The organism is Pantoea sp. X-Soil-OKNW-713 (assembly GCF_059730685.1).
In genome coordinates this window covers 3,181,911-3,202,289 of sequence record NZ_AP035995.1, presented here as the reverse complement: position 1 = coordinate 3,202,289, position 20,379 = coordinate 3,181,911, and the positions used below count along the sequence as shown (strand labels likewise).

General features: G+C 54.7%; 20 protein-coding genes. 13 read left to right on the top strand and 7 right to left on the bottom strand.

The window, feature by feature from the left end; genetic code table 11:
• Positions 1–14: 14 nt before the first annotated feature.
• Positions 15–2,294 carry an NADP-dependent oxaloacetate-decarboxylating malate dehydrogenase gene (gene maeB / locus AC6I8R_RS15020; RefSeq protein ID WP_021184278.1) on the top strand — a complete coding sequence of 760 codons (2,280 nt, stop codon included), beginning with the start codon at positions 15–17 and terminating at the stop codon, positions 2,292–2,294.
• A 57-nt stretch (positions 2,295–2,351) separates the two neighbouring features.
• Here maeB and hemF read toward each other — a convergent pair whose 3' ends face one another.
• Together hemF and amiA are read right to left on the bottom strand one after the other, a co-directional pair.
• The gene (gene hemF, locus AC6I8R_RS15015) at positions 2,352–3,275 is read right to left on the bottom strand and encodes an oxygen-dependent coproporphyrinogen oxidase (protein WP_415174771.1); all 924 of its coding nucleotides are present in this window, start codon (positions 3,273–3,275) and stop codon (positions 2,352–2,354) included.
• Positions 3,276–3,310: 35 nt separating this feature from the next.
• On the bottom strand, positions 3,311–4,171 hold the full coding sequence (gene amiA, locus AC6I8R_RS15010; RefSeq protein WP_497832533.1) for an N-acetylmuramoyl-L-alanine amidase AmiA: 861 nt from the start codon (positions 4,169–4,171) through the stop codon (positions 3,311–3,313).
• Positions 4,172–4,381: 210 nt separating this feature from the next.
• Here amiA and AC6I8R_RS15005 point away from each other — a divergent pair, with 210 nt between their 5' ends.
• From AC6I8R_RS15005 to AC6I8R_RS14955, 11 genes are all read left to right on the top strand, one after another.
• Positions 4,382–4,807 (top strand): GNAT family acetyltransferase, encoded by a 426-nt coding sequence (locus AC6I8R_RS15005; protein WP_021184275.1) that lies wholly within the window; start codon positions 4,382–4,384, stop codon positions 4,805–4,807.
• A complete protein-coding gene (locus AC6I8R_RS15000) occupies positions 4,808–5,269 on the top strand; it encodes a DUF2919 domain-containing protein (RefSeq protein WP_021184274.1) in 462 nt (153 codons plus the stop codon).
• A 63-nt stretch (positions 5,270–5,332) separates the two neighbouring features.
• Entirely contained in the window at positions 5,333–5,947 is a 615-nt protein-coding gene (locus tag AC6I8R_RS14995) for an RpoE-regulated lipoprotein (protein WP_497832532.1), read from the top strand.
• 100 nt (positions 5,948–6,047) lie between these two features.
• Positions 6,048–6,944, top strand: a complete 897-nt coding sequence (locus AC6I8R_RS14990; protein WP_497832531.1) for a Dyp-type peroxidase — start codon at positions 6,048–6,050, stop codon at positions 6,942–6,944.
• 193 nt (positions 6,945–7,137) lie between these two features.
• A complete protein-coding gene (locus tag AC6I8R_RS14985) occupies positions 7,138–8,154 on the top strand; it encodes a sulfate ABC transporter substrate-binding protein (RefSeq protein ID WP_036626405.1) in 1,017 nt (338 codons plus the stop codon).
• Positions 8,154–8,987, top strand: coding sequence for a sulfate/thiosulfate ABC transporter permease CysT (cysT, locus tag AC6I8R_RS14980; RefSeq protein ID WP_021184270.1), 834 nt, complete (start codon positions 8,154–8,156; stop codon positions 8,985–8,987). The genes AC6I8R_RS14985 and cysT overlap by 1 nt, the downstream gene beginning before the upstream one ends.
• Positions 8,987–9,859, top strand: a complete 873-nt coding sequence (cysW, locus tag AC6I8R_RS14975) for a sulfate/thiosulfate ABC transporter permease CysW (protein WP_021184269.1) — start codon at positions 8,987–8,989, stop codon at positions 9,857–9,859. The genes cysT and cysW overlap by 1 nt, the downstream gene beginning before the upstream one ends.
• Positions 9,849–10,937 (top strand): sulfate/thiosulfate ABC transporter ATP-binding protein CysA, encoded by a 1,089-nt coding sequence (gene cysA / locus AC6I8R_RS14970; RefSeq protein WP_208723862.1) that lies wholly within the window; start codon positions 9,849–9,851, stop codon positions 10,935–10,937. The genes cysW and cysA overlap by 11 nt, the downstream gene beginning before the upstream one ends.
• 75 nt (positions 10,938–11,012) lie before the next feature.
• Positions 11,013–11,894: a cysteine synthase CysM gene (gene cysM, locus AC6I8R_RS14965; protein WP_497832530.1), complete on the top strand. Its 882-nt coding sequence runs from the start codon at positions 11,013–11,015 to the stop codon at positions 11,892–11,894.
• Between the two features lie 178 nt (positions 11,895–12,072).
• Complete coding sequence (locus AC6I8R_RS14960) at positions 12,073–12,753, top strand: response regulator transcription factor (protein ID WP_021184266.1); 681 nt, start codon at positions 12,073–12,075, stop codon at positions 12,751–12,753.
• Entirely contained in the window at positions 12,750–14,123 is a 1,374-nt protein-coding gene (locus AC6I8R_RS14955) for an ATP-binding protein (protein ID WP_021184265.1), read from the top strand. Before AC6I8R_RS14960 ends, AC6I8R_RS14955 begins: the two co-directional genes overlap by 4 nt.
• A 59-nt stretch (positions 14,124–14,182) precedes the next feature.
• On the opposite strand, the gene crr is transcribed toward AC6I8R_RS14955, so the two are convergent.
• The 5 genes from crr to cysZ all read right to left on the bottom strand — a co-directional run bounded on the left by crr (position 14,183) and on the right by cysZ (position 19,132).
• Entirely contained in the window at positions 14,183–14,686 is a 504-nt protein-coding gene (gene crr, locus AC6I8R_RS14950; RefSeq protein ID WP_013509993.1) for a PTS glucose transporter subunit IIA, read from the bottom strand.
• Positions 14,687–14,728: 42 nt separating this feature from the next.
• A complete protein-coding gene (gene ptsI / locus AC6I8R_RS14945) occupies positions 14,729–16,456 on the bottom strand; it encodes a phosphoenolpyruvate-protein phosphotransferase PtsI (RefSeq protein WP_021184264.1) in 1,728 nt (575 codons plus the stop codon).
• 157 nt (positions 16,457–16,613) lie between these two features.
• Entirely contained in the window at positions 16,614–16,871 is a 258-nt protein-coding gene (gene ptsH / locus AC6I8R_RS14940) for a phosphocarrier protein Hpr (RefSeq protein WP_007889063.1), read from the bottom strand.
• Positions 16,872–17,261: 390 nt separating this feature from the next.
• A complete protein-coding gene (cysK, locus tag AC6I8R_RS14935) occupies positions 17,262–18,233 on the bottom strand; it encodes a cysteine synthase A (protein ID WP_021184263.1) in 972 nt (323 codons plus the stop codon).
• A 140-nt stretch (positions 18,234–18,373) separates the two neighbouring features.
• Positions 18,374–19,132, bottom strand: a complete 759-nt coding sequence (gene cysZ, locus AC6I8R_RS14930) for a sulfate transporter CysZ (protein ID WP_497832529.1) — start codon at positions 19,130–19,132, stop codon at positions 18,374–18,376.
• A 217-nt stretch (positions 19,133–19,349) separates the two neighbouring features.
• Here cysZ and zipA point away from each other — a divergent pair, with 217 nt between their 5' ends.
• Positions 19,350–20,318, top strand: a complete 969-nt coding sequence (gene zipA, locus AC6I8R_RS14925) for a cell division protein ZipA (protein ID WP_208723865.1) — start codon at positions 19,350–19,352, stop codon at positions 20,316–20,318.
• Positions 20,319–20,379: the final 61 nt, after the last annotated feature.

Below are 20,379 nucleotides of genomic sequence, written 5' to 3'. Positions count from 1 at the left end.
CAACAGGATGCCCAATGGACGATCAACTGAAGCAAAGCGCTCTCGATTTTCACCAGTATCCCACCCCCGGAAAAATTCAGGTGTCACCCACTAAGCCGCTGGCGACGCAGCGTGACCTGGCCCTGGCCTATTCACCCGGCGTGGCAGCCCCGTGCCTTGAGATTGCCGTGGACCCTCTGGCGGCACATAAATACACCGCACGCGGCAACCTGGTGGCGGTGATCTCTAACGGCACTGCGGTGCTTGGCCTCGGCAATATCGGCGCACTGGCGGGGAAGCCGGTGATGGAGGGCAAGGGCGTGTTGTTTAAGAAGTTTGCCGGGATAGACGTGTTCGATATCGAAATCGACGAACACGACCCGGATAAACTGATTGAGGTGATTGCCGCGCTGGAACCGACTTTTGGCGGCATTAACCTTGAAGATATCAAAGCGCCGGAGTGCTTCTACATCGAGCAGAAGCTGCGCGAACGTATGAAAATCCCGGTGTTCCACGACGATCAGCACGGCACCGCCATTATCTGTACCGCTGCGGTGCTGAACGGATTGCAGATTGTGAAAAAAGCCATCTCCGATGTGCGGCTGGTGGTCTCGGGAGCGGGCGCTTCAGCCATCGCCTGTCTGAACCTGCTGGTAGCGCTGGGGATGCAGCGTCACAACATCGTGGCCTGCGATTCCAAAGGCGTGATTTGGCGTGGTCGTGATGCCGAGATGGCAGAAACCAAAGCGCTGTATGCCATCGAGGACAACGGCAAACGCACGCTGGAGGAGGTGATTGCTGGCGCGGATATTTTTCTTGGCTGCTCCGGGCCGCAGGTGCTGACGCCGGAAATGGTCAGCCAGATGGCAAAAGATCCCCTGATTTTGGCGCTGGCAAACCCGGAACCTGAAATCATGCCGCCATTAGCCAAGGCGGTGCGGCCCGATGCCATCATCTGCACCGGACGTTCGGATTTCCCTAATCAGGTCAATAACGTGCTGTGTTTCCCGTTTATCTTCCGTGGCGCTCTGGATGTGGGGGCTACCGCGATCAACGAAGAGATGAAACTGGCGGCGGTGCACGCCATTGCGGCGCTGGCGCAGGCGGAGCAAAGCGATGTGGTGGCGTCGGCCTATGATGACCAGGATCTGAGTTTTGGCCCGGAATATCTGATCCCCAAACCTTTTGATCCGCGTCTGATTGTGCAGATTGCGCCTGCGGTGGCGCAAGCCGCGATGAAATCTGGCGTCGCCACGCGACCGATTGAGGACTTCGATGCCTATCGCGAGAAACTCACCGAGTTTGTCTATAAAACCAACCTGTTTATGAAACCGATTTTCTCGCAGGCACGCAAAGAGCCGAAACGGGTGGTGCTGGCGGAAGGAGAAGAAGTGCGGGTGCTGCATGCCACTCAGGAACTGGTGACGCTCGGACTGGCGAAACCCATTCTGATCGGTCGTCCTAACGTAATCGCCATGCGCCTGCAAAAGCAGGGACTGAAAATCGAAGCCGGAAAAGATTTTGAGGTGGTGAACAACGAATCCGACCCGCGTTTTAAAGCCTACTGGAGCGAGTATTACCAGATTATGAAACGGCGTGGCGTTACGCCGGAGATGGCACAGCGTGCGGTGATAGGCAATCCCACCCTGATTGGGGCGATCATGGTCCATCGTGGTGAAGCCGATGCGATGATTTGCGGCACCGTTGGCGATTATCATGAACATTACGAAGTGATTGAGAAGGTGTTTGGCTTCCGTCCTGATGTACGCGTCGCCGGGGCGATGAACGCGCTGCTGCTGCCGAGCGGCAACACTTTTATTACCGACACCTACGTCAACGAAGATCCGACACCAGAACAACTGGCAGATATTACCTTGATGGCTGCGGAGACGGTGCGACGCTTTGGTATCGAACCGCGTGTGGCGCTGCTGTCACACTCCAGCTTTGGCACCTCGAATGCGCCGGGCGCGCGCAAGATGCGTGAAGCGCTGGCATTGATTCAGCAGCGTGCGCCGGAACTGGAGATTGACGGAGAAATGCACGGCGATGCGGCGCTGGTGGAAAATATCCGCCGGGAGTTGATGCCGGACAGCCCGTTAAAAGGCACCGCCAATCTGTTGATTATGCCAAATGTTGAAGCGGCGCGTATCAGCTACAATCTGCTGCGCGTCTCCTGTTCGGAGGGGGTGACGGTTGGGCCGGTGTTAATGGGCATCAGCAAACCGGTGCATGTATTAACACGTATCGCTTCGGTGCGACGCATCGTCAATATGGTGGCGCTGGCGGTGGTGGAGGCACAGACCGAGCCGTTGTGAGATCGTAGCGACGCGATTTATCGCGCAGGTTTAAATCGCGCCGCTACGAAATGGCCATTATCTGGACGCGATACTCAGCCAATCCTTCACCGGCAGGAAATCGCGGTACAACGCCGCTTCTGGCGTTCCCGCTTCCGGTTGATAATCATATTCCCAGCGCACCAGCGGGGGCATCGACATCAGGATCGATTCGGTTCGTCCACCGGTTTGCAGACCAAACAGGGTGCCGCGATCCCACACCAGGTTGAACTCGACATAGCGACCACGGCGGTATAACTGGAACTGGCGCTCGCGCTCGCCCCACGGCAGCGCTTTGCGTTTCGCTACAATCGGACGATAGGCTTGCAGAAAACCGTTGCCTACCGCCTGGGTAAAGTCGAAGCAGTGGTCAAAATCGGGGGTGTTGAGATCGTCGAAGAACAAACCGCCAATGCCACGCTGTTCCTCACGATGCTTGATATAGAAATAGTCGTCGCACCATTTTTTAAAACGGGGATAGACGTCCTCGCCAAACGGCTGGCACAACTCAAAGGCTGTCTGATGCCAGTGCACGGCATCTTCTTCAAAACCGTAATACGGGGTGAGGTCGAAACCGCCACCAAACCACCACACCGGATCGGCTCCCGGCTTCTCTGCAATAAAGAAACGCACGTTGGCGTGGCTGGTCGGTATGTACGGGTTTTCCGGATGGATCACCAGCGATACGCCCATCGCTTCGAAACTGCGGCCAGCCAGCTCCGGACGATGCGCGGTCGCGGAAGCGGGCATCTGGTCGCCATGAACGTGGGAGAAGTTAACGCCAGCCTGCTCAAACACCGCGCCGTTGCGCAGTACGCGGCTGCGTCCGCCACCACCGCCGGGCCGCTGCCAGTTATCTTCAGCGAAGTCTGCTTTACCATCTTCCGCCGCCAGTTGGGCGCAAATGTCATCCTGGAGCGCCAGCAAAAAGGCTTTAACGCGGGAAATATCGGGATTGCTCATGAGTCACTCGTTCCGGAAATTTGCCGCGATTATACCTAAGCCTGACGACGATCGTACTCATCAAAGTAATTGACGATGCCATCGGCAATTGCGCTGGCGATTTTACGGCGGAACGCCGGGGTGCCGAGCAACTGCTCTTCGTGCGGGTTGGTGATAAACGAGGTCTCCACCAACACCGAAGGAATGGATGGCGACTTCAGTACCGCAAACGCGGCCTGTTCGGTGTGCTGGCTGTGCAGATGATGCACCGGGCGAATCTGATCCAGCACATGTTTACCCAGCGTCAGGCTGTTACGAATGGTGTCGGTCTGCACCAGGTCGAACAGAATCTGGTTCAGATACTGATCCTTCGCCGCCACTTCGGCACCACCAACTTTGTCGGCATCGTTCTCTTTTTGCGACATATAACGCGCCATCGCGCTGCTGGCTCCACGATTCGACAAGGCGAACACTGACGCGCCATTGGCATCCGGGCTGGTATAACCATCGGCGTGAATAGACATAAACAGATTTGCACCGTGCTGATGGGCGATTTCAACGCGCTGATAGAGCGGAATAAAGTAGTCAGTGTCGCGTGTCAGACGCACTTCCACCTTCGGATGATCCTGCAACAACTGACGTACGTTGTTGGCGATATCCAGCACGATATGCTTCTCTTCGGAACCTTGCTCGCCAACCGCACCGGAATCGATGCCGCCGTGACCAGGGTCGATCATCACAATACGTTTGCCGCTGCGGGCTGGGGGCGCAGGTTTGCTGTGGCGTGGCAGCATGCGTAAATCCGCGCTCTCTTCTTCGGCCTGGACCAGACGCGGTGACAGCACCGCCAGCGCCAGTCCGGACAGCAGCAGCTGACGGCGATTGGTTAAGCGTTTGAGCAGTGAAATCTTTTTCATCAATGAATCCCTGACAGGTAAACCTGCGAAGTGTTATAGCGTAACACCCTGTCGCGTGCGACCTCACAACTATTTCAGGGCTTTACTTTGTATTTCAGGTCGCTAACAGGAAATTTGCCGCTTTTTTCCGCCACTGAGCGGTGCAAGGTTTGCACCCGGCAAAGAATGCGTGATAATCAGCGAATTGTGGCCAACTGTAGGGTAACGCCGATGGAAATCCGTTCTTTCCGCCAGGAAGATTTTGAAGAAGTGATCACGCTCTGGGAGCGTTGCGATCTGTTGCGCCCGTGGAATGACCCGGAGTTGGACATCGAACGCAAAATGAACCATGACCCGGATCTCTTCCTGATAGCCGAAGTCGGTGGCGAGGTGGTGGGGACGCTGATGGGCGGCTACGATGGTCATCGTGGTGCCGCATACTATCTGGCGGTCCACCCGGATTATCAGGGACGCGGCTTTGCCAATGCGCTGATGAACCGTCTGGAAAAGAAACTGATTGCGCGTGGCTGCCCGAAAATTCATCTGATGGTACGTGAAGAGAACGATCAGGTGGTGGCGTTCTATGAAAAGCTCGATTACGAACCGGTGGACTCGCTGCTGTTTGGTAAACGGTTGATTGAAGATCGCGAGTATTAAGTGGTCACGCTGAAATATCCACCCGAAGAATATGATGCGAAAGGGCAGCTACGGCTGCCGTTTCTTTTCTGGTTGATCCTGTTATTGCAGGCGCGCACCTGGCTGCTGCTGGTGATGGCTGGCGCTTCACGTCAGCAGGGCAATGACCTGTTGGCGCTGTTTTATCCGGACCGGCAAAGTTTCTGGCTCGGTCTGGCGCTGGGTGTTCCGTCAGCCATCGGTTTATTACTCACCGGTTATCGCCAGCGTTGGCCTCGGGTGTGGCAAAGCTGGCGCTGGGTGTTGAGTCTGTCGCTACTGATTAACCTGCTGTGGCAGGGGGTTAATCTGTGGCAGGGCGAGATGCCCGACTCGCCATTTCCGCTGTTGCTGACGTTGTTTGACCTGCTGGCGTTATATTGGCTGCAAACCCATCGCCGCCTGCGTGACTGTTTTTTGCCCGAACATCAGCATCACGAATAAACTTTTTGTCGCTTTGCGACTCCAACAGGCACGCCAACCGGCAAAGAAGATCAAGGAGTTTTCATGAACGTTGTTCGTCCCGCGCTGCTGGCGATGGCTCTGGTGCTGGCAGGATGTGCCAGTTCGGGTTCCTCTTCCCAGGCTGATGAAAGCCACTGGTACAACCCGCTCAGTTATCATTGGTCAGCGCTGAATCCGCTGAACTGGTTTGGTGGTTCGCTTACCGTGACGGAGCAGGGGGTAGCAGGCCTTTCCAGCAGCACCGCGATGACGCAAACTGCCATCGATAAAGCCCTGGATGGGGATTACAAATTGCGCCAGGGCATGCGCACCCAGAACGGCCAGGTGGTGGAGTTCTGGCAGGCGTTGGATGATGGCAAGGTCAAAATGGTGATTCACGGCCAAAGCAGCGTGGAGCGTATCGAAGTCGTGGATAGCAACGCAAAAAGTGCCGATGGCAGCAAAATCGGTGACCTGTTCAGCGCGAAATTCAGCAAAGCTTTCGATAACTGCAAAATGGTGCCGGGCCTGGATAGTCGTGATGTTGAGTGCCGGGCACCCAACAGCCAGCACATCGCTTACATCTACAGCGGTGAATGGCACGGGCCTGAAGGTCTGATGCCGTCTGACGATACTCTGAAAAACTGGAAAATCAGTCAGATCGTCTGGCAACGGTAACCCTGAAAAAAGTGCGGTGATACGGGCTATCACCGCCGCTTTCCGGTATGATACGGGCGAAAAAAACGTCGTTTAACCCCCATCGCCGGAGAGCATGTCGATGTCTCAATTTCAGAGCGGGATCCTGCTGGAACACCGCCGTTTCGCCATTTGGCTGGAAGCTCGTGTCACGGGCGATCTCGATGCGCTGCGTCTGGGCAGCAAAACTTTTCTGCAACACCTCGAATCACTGCAACAACAATTCACCGATGCGGGTCTGGGCGCGGTTATCGCCTTTGGCGACACGCTGTGGCGCGATTTGCACGGGACGGATAGCGCGCCGGAGCTGAAAGCCTTTCGCGAACTGGGTAAGGGCATTGCGCCCGCAACCCAGCATGATTTGCTGATCCATATTCAGTCACTACGCCATGACGTTAACTTCTCCCTGGCGCAGGCGGCGCTGGTGGCTTTTGCTGACGCCGTTAACGTCGAAGAAGAGACGCACGGCTTCCGCTGGGTGGAGGAGCGCGATCTCTCAGGCTTCATCGATGGCACCGAGAACCCCCAGGGCGAACAGCGTCAGCAGGTGGCGATTATCGCCGATGGCCCGGATGCCGGGGGCAGCTACGTCTTCACTCAGCGTTGGGAACATAACCTGAAGCTGTGGAACCGCATGGCGGTTGAGAAGCAGGAAGCGGTGTTCGGGCGTACCAAAGTGGAAAATGAAGAGATACCGGGTGAGGCGCGCCCGGCGACGTCGCATCTCAGCCGTGTCGATCTCAAAGAAGAGGGAAAAGGGCTGAAGATTTTGCGTCAGAGCCTGCCTTACGGCACCGCCAGCGGCACCCACGGCCTGTTTTTTATCGCCTACTGCAATCGTCTGTATAACATCGAACAGCAGCTGCTGAGTATGTTTGGCGAGCGCGACGGCAAAATGGACGCCATGCTGCGTTTCACCAAGCCAGTGACCGGCAGCTACTATTTCGCACCGTCCCTCGACGTGTTGCAGGCGCTGTAACTCTGCTACGGACGGCTACGCAGCCGTCCGTGCCCAATCCCGCCAGCCGCATATTCTTCCCCGCCGTCTTATGCCTTTTTAGACTTTGAAATCAGCAAACGATATATAAAACCGTTACTGGTTTCCCCTGAGTTATAAATACACTGACAACATCTAATGGCATCAGCCGTAACTCCATATCTCTGGGTGCAGCATGACACTTCCCGTTTTGAAAAAGTTGGTTGGCGGTATCGCGCTTTCGCTGGCAATGGCGGGTGCTGTGCAGGCGACAGAACTGCTCAACAGCTCTTATGACGTCTCGCGCGAGTTGTTTGTTGCGCTGAATGCGCCGTTTGAGCAGCAGTGGGATGCCAGCCATCCGGGTGACAAGCTGACCATTAAACAATCTCATGCCGGTTCTTCAAAACAGGCGCTGGCGATCCTGCAAGGATTGCGTGCCGATGTGGTGACTTACAATCAGGTGACGGACGTGCAGGTGCTGCATGATAAAGGCAATCTGATCCCCGCGGACTGGAAAACTCGTCTGCCGAATAACAGCTCACCGTTCTATTCCACCATGGCGTTTCTGGTGCGCAAGGGCAATCCAAAGAACATTCACGACTGGGCTGACCTGGCGCGCGATGATGTGAAGCTGGTGTTCCCCAATCCCAAAACCTCCGGTAATGGCCGTTATACCTATCTGGCAGCGTGGGGCGCGGCGGATCAGGCTGATGGTAAAGATCAGGCCAAAACCGCAGCCTTTATGACTAAATTCCTGAAGAACGTCGAAGTGTTTGATACCGGCGGTCGCGGTGCGACCACCACCTTCGCCGAGCGTGGTCTGGGAGATGTGTTGATTAGCTTTGAATCTGAAGTGAATAACATCCGTAACCAGTACGCCAAAGACGGTTATGAAGTGATTGTGCCCAAAACCAACATCCTCGCCGAGTTCCCGGTGGCCTGGGTGGACAAAAATGTTGAGCACAATGGCACCGCCGATGCAGCGAAAGCCTACCTGAATTTTCTCTATAGCCCGGAAGCACAGAAAATTATCACCAGCTTCTACTATCGCGTAAACAACCCGCAGCTGATGGCGGAGCAGAAAAATCGCTTCCCGCAGACGGCGTTATTCAACGTAGACGAGGCGTTCGGCGGCTGGGATAACGTGATGAAAACCCATTTCGCGTCTGGCGCTGAGCTGGACAAACTGCTGGCAGCGGGGCGCGGTTGATGTTTGCCTCAACGCAAAAACGGGTGCTGCCCGGATTCGGTCTCAGCCTGGGCACCAGCCTGCTGTTTACCTGCCTGATCCTGCTGCTGCCGATCAGCGCGCTGCTGATGCAGTTGTCAAAGATGACGCTGGCGCAGTATTGGGAAGTGATCACCAGTCCGCAACTGGTGGCGGCTTACAAGGTGACGCTGTTGTCTGCCGGTGTTGCCTCCATCTTCAATGCGGTGTTTGGCATGTTGATGGCGTGGATCCTGACCCGTTATCGCTTCCCTGGCCGCACGTTGCTTGATGGCCTGATGGATTTACCGTTTGCGCTGCCTACTGCTGTCGCCGGTCTGACGCTGGCCGGGTTGTTTTCGGTCAACGGCTGGTATGGGCAATGGCTGGCGCAGTTTGATATCAAAGTTTCTTACACCTGGCTTGGTATCGCAGTGGCGATGGCCTTCACCAGCATTCCGTTTGTGGTGCGTACCGTGCAGCCGGTGCTGGAAGAGTTAGGCCCGGAATATGAAGAAGCGGCAGAAACGCTCGGGGCCACGCCGTGGCAGAGCTTCCGTCGCGTGGTGCTGCCGGAAGTCGCACCGGCGTTGCTGGCCGGGACCGCGTTGTCTTTTACCCGCAGCCTCGGCGAGTTTGGCGCGGTGATCTTTATCGCCGGTAACATCGCGTGGAAGACCGAAGTCACCTCGCTGATGATTTTCGTGCGTTTGCAGGAGTTTGATTACCCGGCCGCCAGTGCGATTGCCTCGGTGATCCTTGCCGCATCGCTGCTGCTGCTGTTCGCCATTAATACCCTGCAAAGCCGCTTTGGCCGTCGTTTAGGAGGCCACTGATGGCAGAGATTTCGCAAATCAATCGTGTTGACCGTTCACCGATTAACTGGGGCAAATGGCTGCTGATTGGCATTGGCGCGCTGGTTTCGCTGCTGTTGTTGGTGGTGCCGATGATCTCCATCTTTTGGGAGGCATTGGGCCAGGGGCTGGGCGGCGTCATCAGCAATCTGAAAGATGGCGACATGCTGCATGCCATCTGGCTGACGGTGATGGTGGCGTTGATTACCGTGCCGGTAAACCTGGTGTTCGGTACGCTGCTGGCGTGGCTGGTGACGCGTTTTAACTTTCCTGGTCGCCAGCTGCTGCTCACGCTGTTTGATATTCCGTTTGCCGTGTCACCGGTGGTGGCAGGCTTGATGTATCTGTTGTTCTGGGGCATTAACGGTCCGGCTGGTGGCTGGCTGGATGCGCACAATATCCAGATTATGTTTGCCTGGCCCGGTATGGTGCTGGCGACCGTTTTCGTCACCTGTCCGTTTGTGGTGCGTGAGCTGGTGCCGGTGATGCTGAGCCAGGGCAGCAATGAAGACGAGGCGGCGGTGTTGCTTGGCGCATCCGGCTGGCAGATGTTTCGCCGCGTAACGTTGCCCAACATCCGCTGGGCGCTGCTGTACGGCGTGGTACTGACCAACGCGCGTACCATCGGCGAATTTGGTGCGGTCTCGGTGGTATCGGGATCGATTCGCGGCGAAACCTATACGTTGCCGCTTCAGGTTGAATTACTGCATCAGGATTACAACACCGTCGGCGCGTTTACCGCCGCCGCGCTGCTGACCCTGATGGCGATAGTGACACTGTTTCTGAAAAGCGTGCTGCAGTGGCGTTTAGAGCATCAGCAGAAACGCCAACAGGAGGAAAATCATGAGCATTGAGATTAAACAAATTAACAAAGCGTTTGGCCGTACCCCGGTGCTGAACGATATCTCTCTGGATATTCCTTCCGGCCAGATGGTGGCGCTGCTGGGGCCATCCGGTTCCGGTAAAACCACGCTGCTGCGGATTATCGCCGGACTGGAGCATCAGAACAGCGGGCAGATCTATTTTCACGGCAAAGACGTCAGCCGCATTCATGCTCGCGATCGCCAGGTCGGTTTTGTCTTCCAGCATTATGCACTGTTCCGCCATATGACGGTGTTCGACAACATCGCCTTTGGTCTGACGGTGTTGCCGCGTCGTGAGCGTCCTTCCAGCGCCGAAATCAAACAACGTGTGACCCGCTTGTTGGAAATGGTGCAACTGGCACACCTTGCTAACCGTTTCCCGGCACAACTGTCGGGCGGCCAGAAACAGCGTGTTGCGCTGGCGCGTGCGCTGGCAGTGGAGCCGCAGATTTTGCTGCTGGATGAACCCTTCGGCGCGCTGGATGCACAGGTGCGTAAAGAACTGCGCCGCTGGCTGCGTCAGTTGCATGAAGAGTTAAAATTCACCAGCGTATTCGTCACCCATGACCAGGAAGAGGCGATGGAAGTCGCTGACCGGGTGGTGGTGATGAGTCAGGGTAACATTGAACAGGTGGGGACACCGGATGACGTGTGGCGCGATCCTGCCACCCGCTTCGTGCTGGAGTTCCTCGGTGAAGTAAATCGCTTCGACGGTGAAGTGCACGGCTCGCAGTTCCATGTCGCCGCGCATCGCTGGCCGCTGGGCTACACGCCTGCCCACCAGGGCAAGGTCGAGTTGTTCCTGCGTCCGTGGGAGATTGATGTCTCGCGCCAGAGCAGCCTGGAAACCCCGTTGCCGGTGCAGGTGCTGGAAGTCAGCCCGCGTGGTCACTTCTGGCAGTTGGTGGTGCAGCCCACTGGCTGGCAAAGCGAACCCTTCACCCTGGTGTTTGATGGCGAGCAAACCGCACCGATTCGCGGTGAACGCCTGTTTGTTGGCCTGCAACAGGCACGACTTTACCAGGGAACAACGCCGCTGCGCGCGGTTGCCTTTGCCGAGAGCGCCTGATATTTTTGACACTCCTTCGGGCGGGATTTTCCCGCCCGATTTCTTTGCCCCTCTTTCTACGCCGGGAATCTGACCGTGACCACACTGGAAAATACCATCGGCAACACGCCGTTGATTAAGTTGCAGCGCCTGACGCCTGACAACGGCAGCGAAATCTGGTTAAAACTGGAAGGTAACAATCCGGCGGGATCGGTAAAAGATCGCGCGGCCTGGTCGATGATTCACCAGGCGGAATTGCGTGGCGAGATTAAACCGGGCGATACGTTGATTGAAGCCACCAGTGGCAACACCGGCATCGCGCTGGCGATGATTGCGGCGATGAAAGGCTATCGTCTGCGTTTGCTGATGCCAGATAACATGAGCCAGGAACGCCAGGATGCGATGCTTGCCTACGGGGCTGAACTGGTGCTGGTAACGCGTGAGCAGGGCATGGAAGGGGCACGCGATTTGGCGCAGGAGATGGCGGCGCGTGGAGAGGGGAGGGTACTGGATCAGTTCAACAACCCGGATAACCCACTCGGCCACTACCTGACCACCGGCCCGGAAATATGGCAGCAGAGTCAGCAACGGATGACGCATTTTGTCTCCAGCATGGGCACCACCGGTACCATTACCGGCGTGGGACGTTACCTGCGTGAGTTTGCTCCTGCGGTGAAAATCATTGGCTTACAACCGCAGGAAGGTAGCAGCATTCCCGGTATCCGCCGCTGGCCGAGTGCCTATCTGCCGGGGATTTTCCGTCCGGAATTGGTGGATGAGGTGATGGATATGTCTCAGCTGGAAGCCGAAGAAACCATGCGTGCGCTGGCGCGACGCGAAGGTATCTTCTGCGGTGTCAGCTCCGGTGGGGCAGTGGCAGGCGCATTACGTGTTGCCGCAGCGCAACCAGGCAGTGTGGTGGTGGCGATTATTTGCGATCGCGGCGACCGTTATCTCTCCACCGGTGTTTTCCACTAAACTATCCTCTTGTAAAAATGCGTAGCGGCGCGATTTATCGCGCTGTTTTCCTGTGTTTTAAATTCGCGCGATAAATCGCGTCGCTACGGAGTATCGTCACTGTAAGGATCGAGTAAAACCGGCTGCGCTCAGGACGAACTCAGGACAAAATAGCGGCAATTTTGTACGAGAGATAAAGATGAAAATTCTGCTTGTTGATGACGATTTAGAGCTTGGTACTATGCTGAGCCAATACCTGATTGCTGAAGGCTTTGATGCACAACTGGTTTTAACCGGAAGTGCCGGGGTTGAAGGTGCGCTTTCAGGCAATTACACCGCCATGATCCTCGATATCATGCTGCCGGATATGAGTGGAATTGATGTGCTGCGTCAGGTACGCCAGAACAGCCGTCTGCCAGTGATCATGCTGACCGCCAAAGGTGACAACATCGATCGCGTCATCGGTCTGGAAATGGGCGCTGACGATTATGTTCCCAAACCTTGCTATCCCCGTGAACTGGTCGCGCGCCTGCGTGCTGTGCTGCGTCGTTTTGAAGATCAGGCCCCGCTGCCGGACAAAAAAGAGATACTGCGTTGGGGGGATTTAAGCCTCAATCCTGCCACCCGTATTACCGAATGGCAGGGCAAGGCGTTTGATCTCACCGCTTCGGAATTTAACCTGCTCGACCTGCTGATGCGCGCCCCCGATCGTGTGGTATCGAAAGATGAACTGTCGGAAAAAGGGCTGGGGCGTCCGCGTGAAGCTTATGATCGTAGCGTTGATGTGCATATCAGCAATATTCGCCAGAAACTGGCAGCGTTAACCGCTGACAACGTCAATATCGAAACTGTGCGCAGTATTGGTTATCGCATTCGATGAAGCACAGCTACCGTGGCCGCATGTTCTGGAAGATCCTGCTGGGCTTCTGGATTGTATTTGTCATTATCAGTCAGCTGCTGTGGCTCGGTTTTTCGCTTTCCGGTAACCGCCATGAACCGCCAGAAATCGTGGCGATCCGTCGTATTGTGAATTTACAGATGGCTTCAGCCGTCTCGGTGCTTGAACGCGGTGGGCCGAGCGCACTCGACGACATGATGGCTGACTGGGAACCGAACGATCGCCAGTTTTTCTCGGTGATCCAGCACAGCAAACCCGTTGCTACGGTAAATGCGCCACCGGAAGTATTGCCGCCATCAGGCTTTAACGAGCCGTTCCACGGTCCCTTCCCGGATGTGATTGTACGTTGGGTAAAAGGGGCTGATGCTAAAGAGTATGAACTGCGTTACGACGTCAAAGCACTGCGGGAAGATAGTTCAATGGGTGTGGGTGGTCCACGCCGCATCCTGAATATCCCGGAACCGATGTTCACCTTTGCGGGGGCGCTCGGTTTGCTGTTTAGCCTGTTGTTGGCCTGGAACCTGACGCGTCCGATGCGTCAGCTCCGTGAGGGCTTTGCCCGCGTCAGTAGTGGTGACCTGAGCGTGCGGCTCTATCCGGTAATGCGCAAACGCCATGACGAGCTTTCCAGCGTCGCGCAGGATTTTGATGCGATGGTGGAACGGCTGGATACGTTGGTCAAAGCGCGTGAGGAGCTGCTGCATGATATCTCCCATGAGCTGCGTTCGCCGTTAGCCCGTCTTCAGCTCGCCACCGGTCTGGCGCGCCAGACGCCGGAAAGTGTCGAATCCTCGCTTAATCGTATCGACGAAGAAGCGCGTCGACTGGACAAGATGATTGGTGAACTGCTGACGCTCTCGCGTGCTGAGCACGAGAGTATGCCGGGTGAACAGTACTTCGACCTGACCGGTCTGCTGCATGCGATAGTGACGGACGTCCGTTACGAGGCGCAGATTCCGGGGGTGAAGGTTGATTTTCAGGTCGATGAAAATGCGGATTACACCGTACACGGCAATGCTGAGTTGATACGTCGTGGTGTGGAGAATGTGCTGCGCAACGCGCTGCGTTTCTCTCACAAGGGGCAACATATTCAGGTGCGCTTGCAGGCGGAAAACCAGTGGCTGGCGATTCGTGTGCGCGATCAGGGACCGGGAGTCGATGACGAAAAGCTCTCCAGCATTTTTGACCCCTTTGTGCGCGTCAATTCGCCGCTGATGGGTAAAGGCTATGGGCTGGGACTGTCGATTGTGCGGAAGGTAGTGCTGGCGCATCATGGCGAAGTCCAGGCGGTAAATCGTCCGGAAGGTGGCCTGGAGCTGACCATCAGGCTACCACGCTGGAAACAGGACTAGATTATCGTGGAAACAAAAACGGCACCCATTGGGTGCCGTTTTACTATCCAGACTGCGAATTACTTCTTGATACGAATCACCGGGGTCTCGCCCACAGTAACCGGACCAGAGAGTTTGATCAGGTCTTTGATCTCGTCCATGTTCGAGATCACAACCGGCGTCAGCGTGGATTTTGCTTTCTCTTCCAGCAGCGGCAGATCAAACTCGATCACCACGTCGCCTTTTTTCACTTTCTGGCCTTCTTCAGCGATACGTTTGAAGCCTTCACCTTTCAGTTCAACCGTGTCGATACCGAAGTGGACAAACAGCTCGATGCCGTTGTCAGACTCGATTGAAAATGCGTGGTTGGTTTCGAAAATTTTACCGATGGTGCCGTCAACCGGGGCAACCATTTTGTTGCCGGTCGGTTTGATCGCAATACCGTCACCGACAATTTTCTCCGCGAATACCACATCTGGTACGTCTTCAATATTCACGATTTCGCCTGACAGAGGCGCTACAATTTCAATAGTCCCTGATGCGCTCTCTGTTTTATCGCCAAAAAGTTTAGAAAACAAACCCATGATCTTCTCCTAAGCAGTAATTTGGGGCCAGCGTCTCGCGTATCAGCAGAGTGTTTTTTCTTTGATGAACTTGTTAACCAGCGTCATCAAATCTTCCGCTGTGGGTTGAGCCAGAGCCTGCTCCGCCAATGCCTTCGCATCTTCAAAATTGGTATTACGGATAATTTTCTTGATGCTTGGGATTGAAATGGCACTCATGCTGAATTCGTCCAGCCCCATTCCCAGTAACAGTAGTGTAGCACGTTCATCACCAGCCAGCTCACCACACATGCCGGTCCATTTCCCTTCGGCATGTGATGCATCGATCACTTGCTTGATGAGGCCCAGAACGGAAGGCGACATTGGGTTATAGAGGTGAGAAATCAAATCATTACCACGATCGACCGCCAGAGTATACTGCGTCAGGTCGTTTGTCCCAATACTGAAGAAGTCGACTTCTTTTGCCAGATGACGAGCAATAACCGCTGAAGCCGGTGTTTCCACCATAATGCCCACTTCAATGGTCTCATCAAAGGGTTTGCCTTCTTCACGCAGTTGCGCTTTCAGGGTTTCCAGTTCAGCTTTCAGGAAGCGAACTTCTTCCACAGAAATGATCATCGGGAACATGATACGCAGTTTGCCGAACTTCGAGGCACGCAGAATCGCACGCAGCTGAGCATGCAGAATCTCTTTGCGGTCCATTGCGATACGAATCGCACGCCAGCCGAGGAACGGGTTCTCTTCTTTCGGCAGGTTCATGTACGGCAGGTCTTTGTCGCCACCGATGTCCATAGTACGCACGATAACCGCTTGTGAACCCATGGCTTCCGCAACGGCTTTGTAGGCCTGGAACTGTTCTTCTTCGGTCGGCAGTGAATCGCGGTCCATAAACAGGAACTCAGTACGATACAGGCCCACGCCTTCCGCACCGTTACGCTCGGCACCGGCGACGTCACGTACCGTACCGATGTTGGCGCAGACTTCAACCTGATGACCATCCAGCGTGATTGCCGGCAGATCTTTCAGTTTCGCCAGTTCATGTTTTTCTGACAGATATTGCGTCTGGATGGCTTTCAGCTCTTCCAGTACGTCAGGAGTCGGGTTGACATAAACTTTGTTGTTTACGCCATCCAGAATCAGGAAATCACCGTTGTTTACTGTCGCGGTCACGTTACCGGTACCGACAATCGCTGGCAGTTCAAGTGAACGCGCCATGATGGAGGTATGCGAAGTACGGCCACCGAGATCGGTGATAAAGCCCAGCACCTTTTTCAGGTTCAGCTGTGCGGTTTCTGACGGCGTCAAATCTTTTGCCACCAGAATGGATTCGTCTTCGATAGCGCTGAGATCGACGATATGCAGGCCGAGGATGTTTTGCAGCAGGCGTTTACCGATGTCACGCACGTCAGCGGCGCGTTCTTTCAGGTATTCATCGTCCAGCTCTTCCAGGGCTTTCGCCTGGCCATCAATAACCGAATGGGCAGCAGCGTCAGCAGTCGCGTGATCTTTTTTGATCAGGTCGATGATTTCCTGCTCCAGCTCTTCGTCTTCCAGCAGCATGATGTGACCTTCAAAGATCGCCGCTTTCTCTTCACCGAAGGTTTCACCGGCTTTAACTTTGATGGCTTCGAGCTGGGTAGCAGCCTTGCTGCGTCCGTCGAGGAAGCGCTGTACTTCCTGCTCAACCTGATCGTCAGAAATTTTTTTACGGTTGATGACGATCTCATCTTCCTTCAGCAGCAGTGCTTTGCCGAAGGCGATACCCGGTGATGCTAAAATGCCTGAAATCATAACCCTACCTTTTAATCACGATGGCTCGTTGACCCAATGCATTGCCATTGTCGCGGACGTGTAATCTACGGAAGCAATAACGCGGACAAGTTGTCCGCGATCAAGATGTTTGCACTCAATGGGGCAAAGGAGTCGGTTTAGTCACAAACTGAGTGGATTACTCCAGCTCAGCCATCAGTTTTACCAGGTGTTCAACCGCTTGCTGCTCATCTTCACCTTCGGCAGACAGCGTAACAACCGTACCCTGAGTCAGACCCAGTGTCTGCAGTTTGAACAGGCTTTTCGCGCTGGCGGATTTGCCATTCGAGGTCACAGTGATTTCTGACTGGAAAGCCTTGGCTTCTTTAACGAACTGAGCTGCAGGACGAGTGTGGAGGCCGTTAGGTGCGGTAATGGTAACTTCTTGCTGGAACATTCTATTTCCCCAACTTTATCAGGTTTGGTGTTATGGATCTAAAGTCTAGCCTGGAGCCGTAACTTTAGCCTGTGTAGGTGCACTGGATGGCATCACGCTAACCAAAAAAATGCGCATGCGATGTGAGCGTCATATCCAGCGGAAGGATCAAAAGCAGAGATGATCGCTCCATCTGCTCATTATGCCGTGATTCGCCGTATCGCCAAATCAGTAAATCGATTCAGCTTGATCCACTTCAAAGCCCGATTAATTTCAGGCATCGAAATAATTGGTTGCTTAAATACCAGACCCACGTCACTGAAAGCAATCTGCCAGGTGGTAAAAGTGAGATCTAAGCCACAAAAAAGCACCCATTTGGGTGCTTTTTTCGTCATTTCAGACTTTGACCGGTCACTGTTGCAGCTCTTTTTCAGTGAACAGATCGGCAAACAGCGCGGTACTCAGATAACGCTCGCCAGAGGAGGGCAGAATCACCACGATGTTCTTATTGGCGAAGGCTTCATCTTCCTGCAACTTAAGTGCAGCGGCGACCGCAGCACCTGAAGAGATACCGGCGAGAATACCTTCCTCTTCCATCAGAAGACGTGCGGTGCTGATCGCTTCGTCATTGGTGATGGCGACCACACGGTCAATCAGCTTCAGGTCAAGGTTGCCCGGGATAAAACCAGCACCGATACCCTGGATTTTGTGCGGGCCAGGTTTAATCTCTTCGCCTGCGAGTGCCTGGGCGATAACCGGCGAGTCGGTTGGCTCTACCGCGACGGTGATCAGGTCTTTCTTGCCTTTGGTGTTTTTGATGTAGCGACTGACGCCAGTCAGCGTACCGCCAGTACCGACACCGGCAATGAATACGTCAACATCGCCGTCGGTGTCTTCCCAGATTTCCGGGCCAGTGGTTTTTTCGTGAATTTCCGGGTTTGCCGGATTGCTGAACTGCTGCAACAACACATATTTGTCCGGGTCACTGGCCACAATTTCTTCAGCTTTGGCGATGGCACCTTTCATGCCTTTCGCGCCTTCGGTCAGCACCAGGTTGGCACCCAGTGCTTTAAGGAGTTTACGACGTTCGATCGACATGGTTTCCGGCATGGTCAGCGTTAGCTTGTAACCGCGAGCAGCCGCAACGTAAGCCAGGGCAATACCGGTATTGCCGCTGGTCGGCTCAACCAGTTCTACGCCTTTTTTCAGGATACCGCGTTTTTCTGCGTCCCAAATCATATTGGCACCGATACGGCATTTGACGCTGAAGCTCGGGTTACGGGACTCGACCTTCGCCAGAATGCGGCCGTTACCGATGCGGTTCAGTCGAACCAGCGGCGTATGACCAATTGTCAGCGAGTTGTCTTCATAGATCTTACTCATAGCTCGTCCTTAACTGTATGAAATATTGGGAACCCTCAGAGCATACCTTTTCTGCCCGTGTGCGGAAGGAAAGAAATCGTATATCTATATAGCCCTTGACCATAAGCCCCATGCAAAAAAGCATAAGGCTTTTTGATGGTTTAATGACGGCCATTTTGCTGGCGATAGCGATCGACCCACATGGCGGTGGCACCACACACGGCAACGGGCATGATGGCCATATTGAGGATGGGGATCATGGTAAACAGGCTGACCAGCGCCCCAAATTGCATATTGGCGCTTTTATGGCGACGTAACGCATGGCGCATCTGTTGAAAACTCACTTTATGGTTATCAAATGGATAATCGCAATATTGGATTGAGAGCATCCAGGCGCTGAACAAAAACCATAAAACCGGGGCCACCGTTTGCCCGAAACCCGGAATAAAGTACAGCAGCAATAACCCAAGCGCGCGGGGCAAATAGTAGCCCAGCTTCTGCATTTCACGCTTCATGATACGGGGAATGTCTTTGAACATGGCTACCCAGCCACTATCGGGCAAGGGTTTACCGGTCAGACGTCCTTCCAGTTGTTCTGCCAGCAGTCCGCAAAAAGGGGCCGCAATCAGGTTCGCGATGGTGGAAAAGAAGTAACTGAACACCAGCACAATCGAAATAACCGACAACGGCCAGAGCAGGTAACTCAACCATTGCAGCCAATCGGGGATATGTGCCATTAGCTGGGGAATCCACTGGCCGAGGCGGTGGAAGAGCCAAATAAAGGCACCCCCCAACAGCAGGATATTGACCAGCAGCGGGATGATAACATAGCGACGAATGCCGGGCAGACGCACCAGCTTCCATCCCTCGGCGAAGTAATGAATACCATTCAAAGATGAGACCGATTTCTCAACGGGCATAACAAGCCTTTCTCCAATGTGTACGGGCGCGAACATCATAACCTGGCTTTTTATCGGCAACAGGGTCGCTTTGCACGAAAAAACAGCAAAAAAGCGTGGGGGAGCTATCTTATTTGTCAGAAAATACTGCACAGACTTGCACTTGTGTAGCAGGGCAAATACAGTTAGAGGATAAAGTTTGCCGTGGTGGCAAGGTATTGGAACAACAGAGAATACAATGATGCAGGATTTGCGTCTGATATTAATCGTTGTTGGCGCGATCGCCATAATAGCGCTGCTACTTCACGGACTGTGGACCAGCCGTAAAGAGCGCTCCTCCGTGTTTCGCGATCGCCCGCACAAACGTCTGAAACAACGCGAAGAAGCGGATGATGATCTGCTGGGCGACGATGATGAAGGCGTCGGCGAAGTACGGGTTCGTCGCGATACGCATGATGAACCTGAGCTGGGCGGCTATTCAGAAAAGCCGGTCAGTGCGCCGCGTGCGCCTGAACCTGTTCGTCAGCCTGCACCGCGTCAGGAACCTTCAGTTGCACGCGATCCGCTGTTTGATGCGGAGCCGGAAGTGCGCCAGCAACCCGTACCGCCTGTTCCTCCAGTGGTAAAACCTGTTGTGCAGCCGCAACCACAGCCGCAACCGATTCAGGCAGATCCGTTGCTGGATAACGACCCGCTGGTTAGCGCCGCACCGGTCGTGGCCCAACAGCCTGAGCCGGAAGAAGAGACGCCCGTTGCCCACGAAGAACAACCGCAGCCAGCCGCTGCGGGCAGCAAAAAAGAAGCCGTGCTGGTACTGCACGTTGCGGCTCATGCTGGCGGCGTGCTGAATGGTGAAGCGCTGTTGCAGGGGATTTTGCAGGCAGGCTTCCAGTTTGGCGAAATGAATATTTTCCATCGCCATCTGAGTCCGGCCGGCAGCGGTCCGGTGCTGTTCAGCCTGGCGAATATGGTAAAACCCGGTTCGTTCAATCCGGATGAAATGGGTGATTTCAGCACGCCAGGCGTATCCATCTTTATGATGGTGCCGTCGTACGGCGATGCGAACCAGAACTTTAAACTGATGCTGCAATCCGCACAGCGTATCGCTGATGATGTCGGCGGCGTCGTGTTGGATGATGAGCGTCGAATGATGACGCCGCAAAAGCTGGAAACTTATAAAGCACGTATTCGCGAGGTTATCGGCTGATAACCCGTGCAGGCGTCAACAATCTCTACTTATAACCCCCGCCTGTCGGGGGTTTTTTATC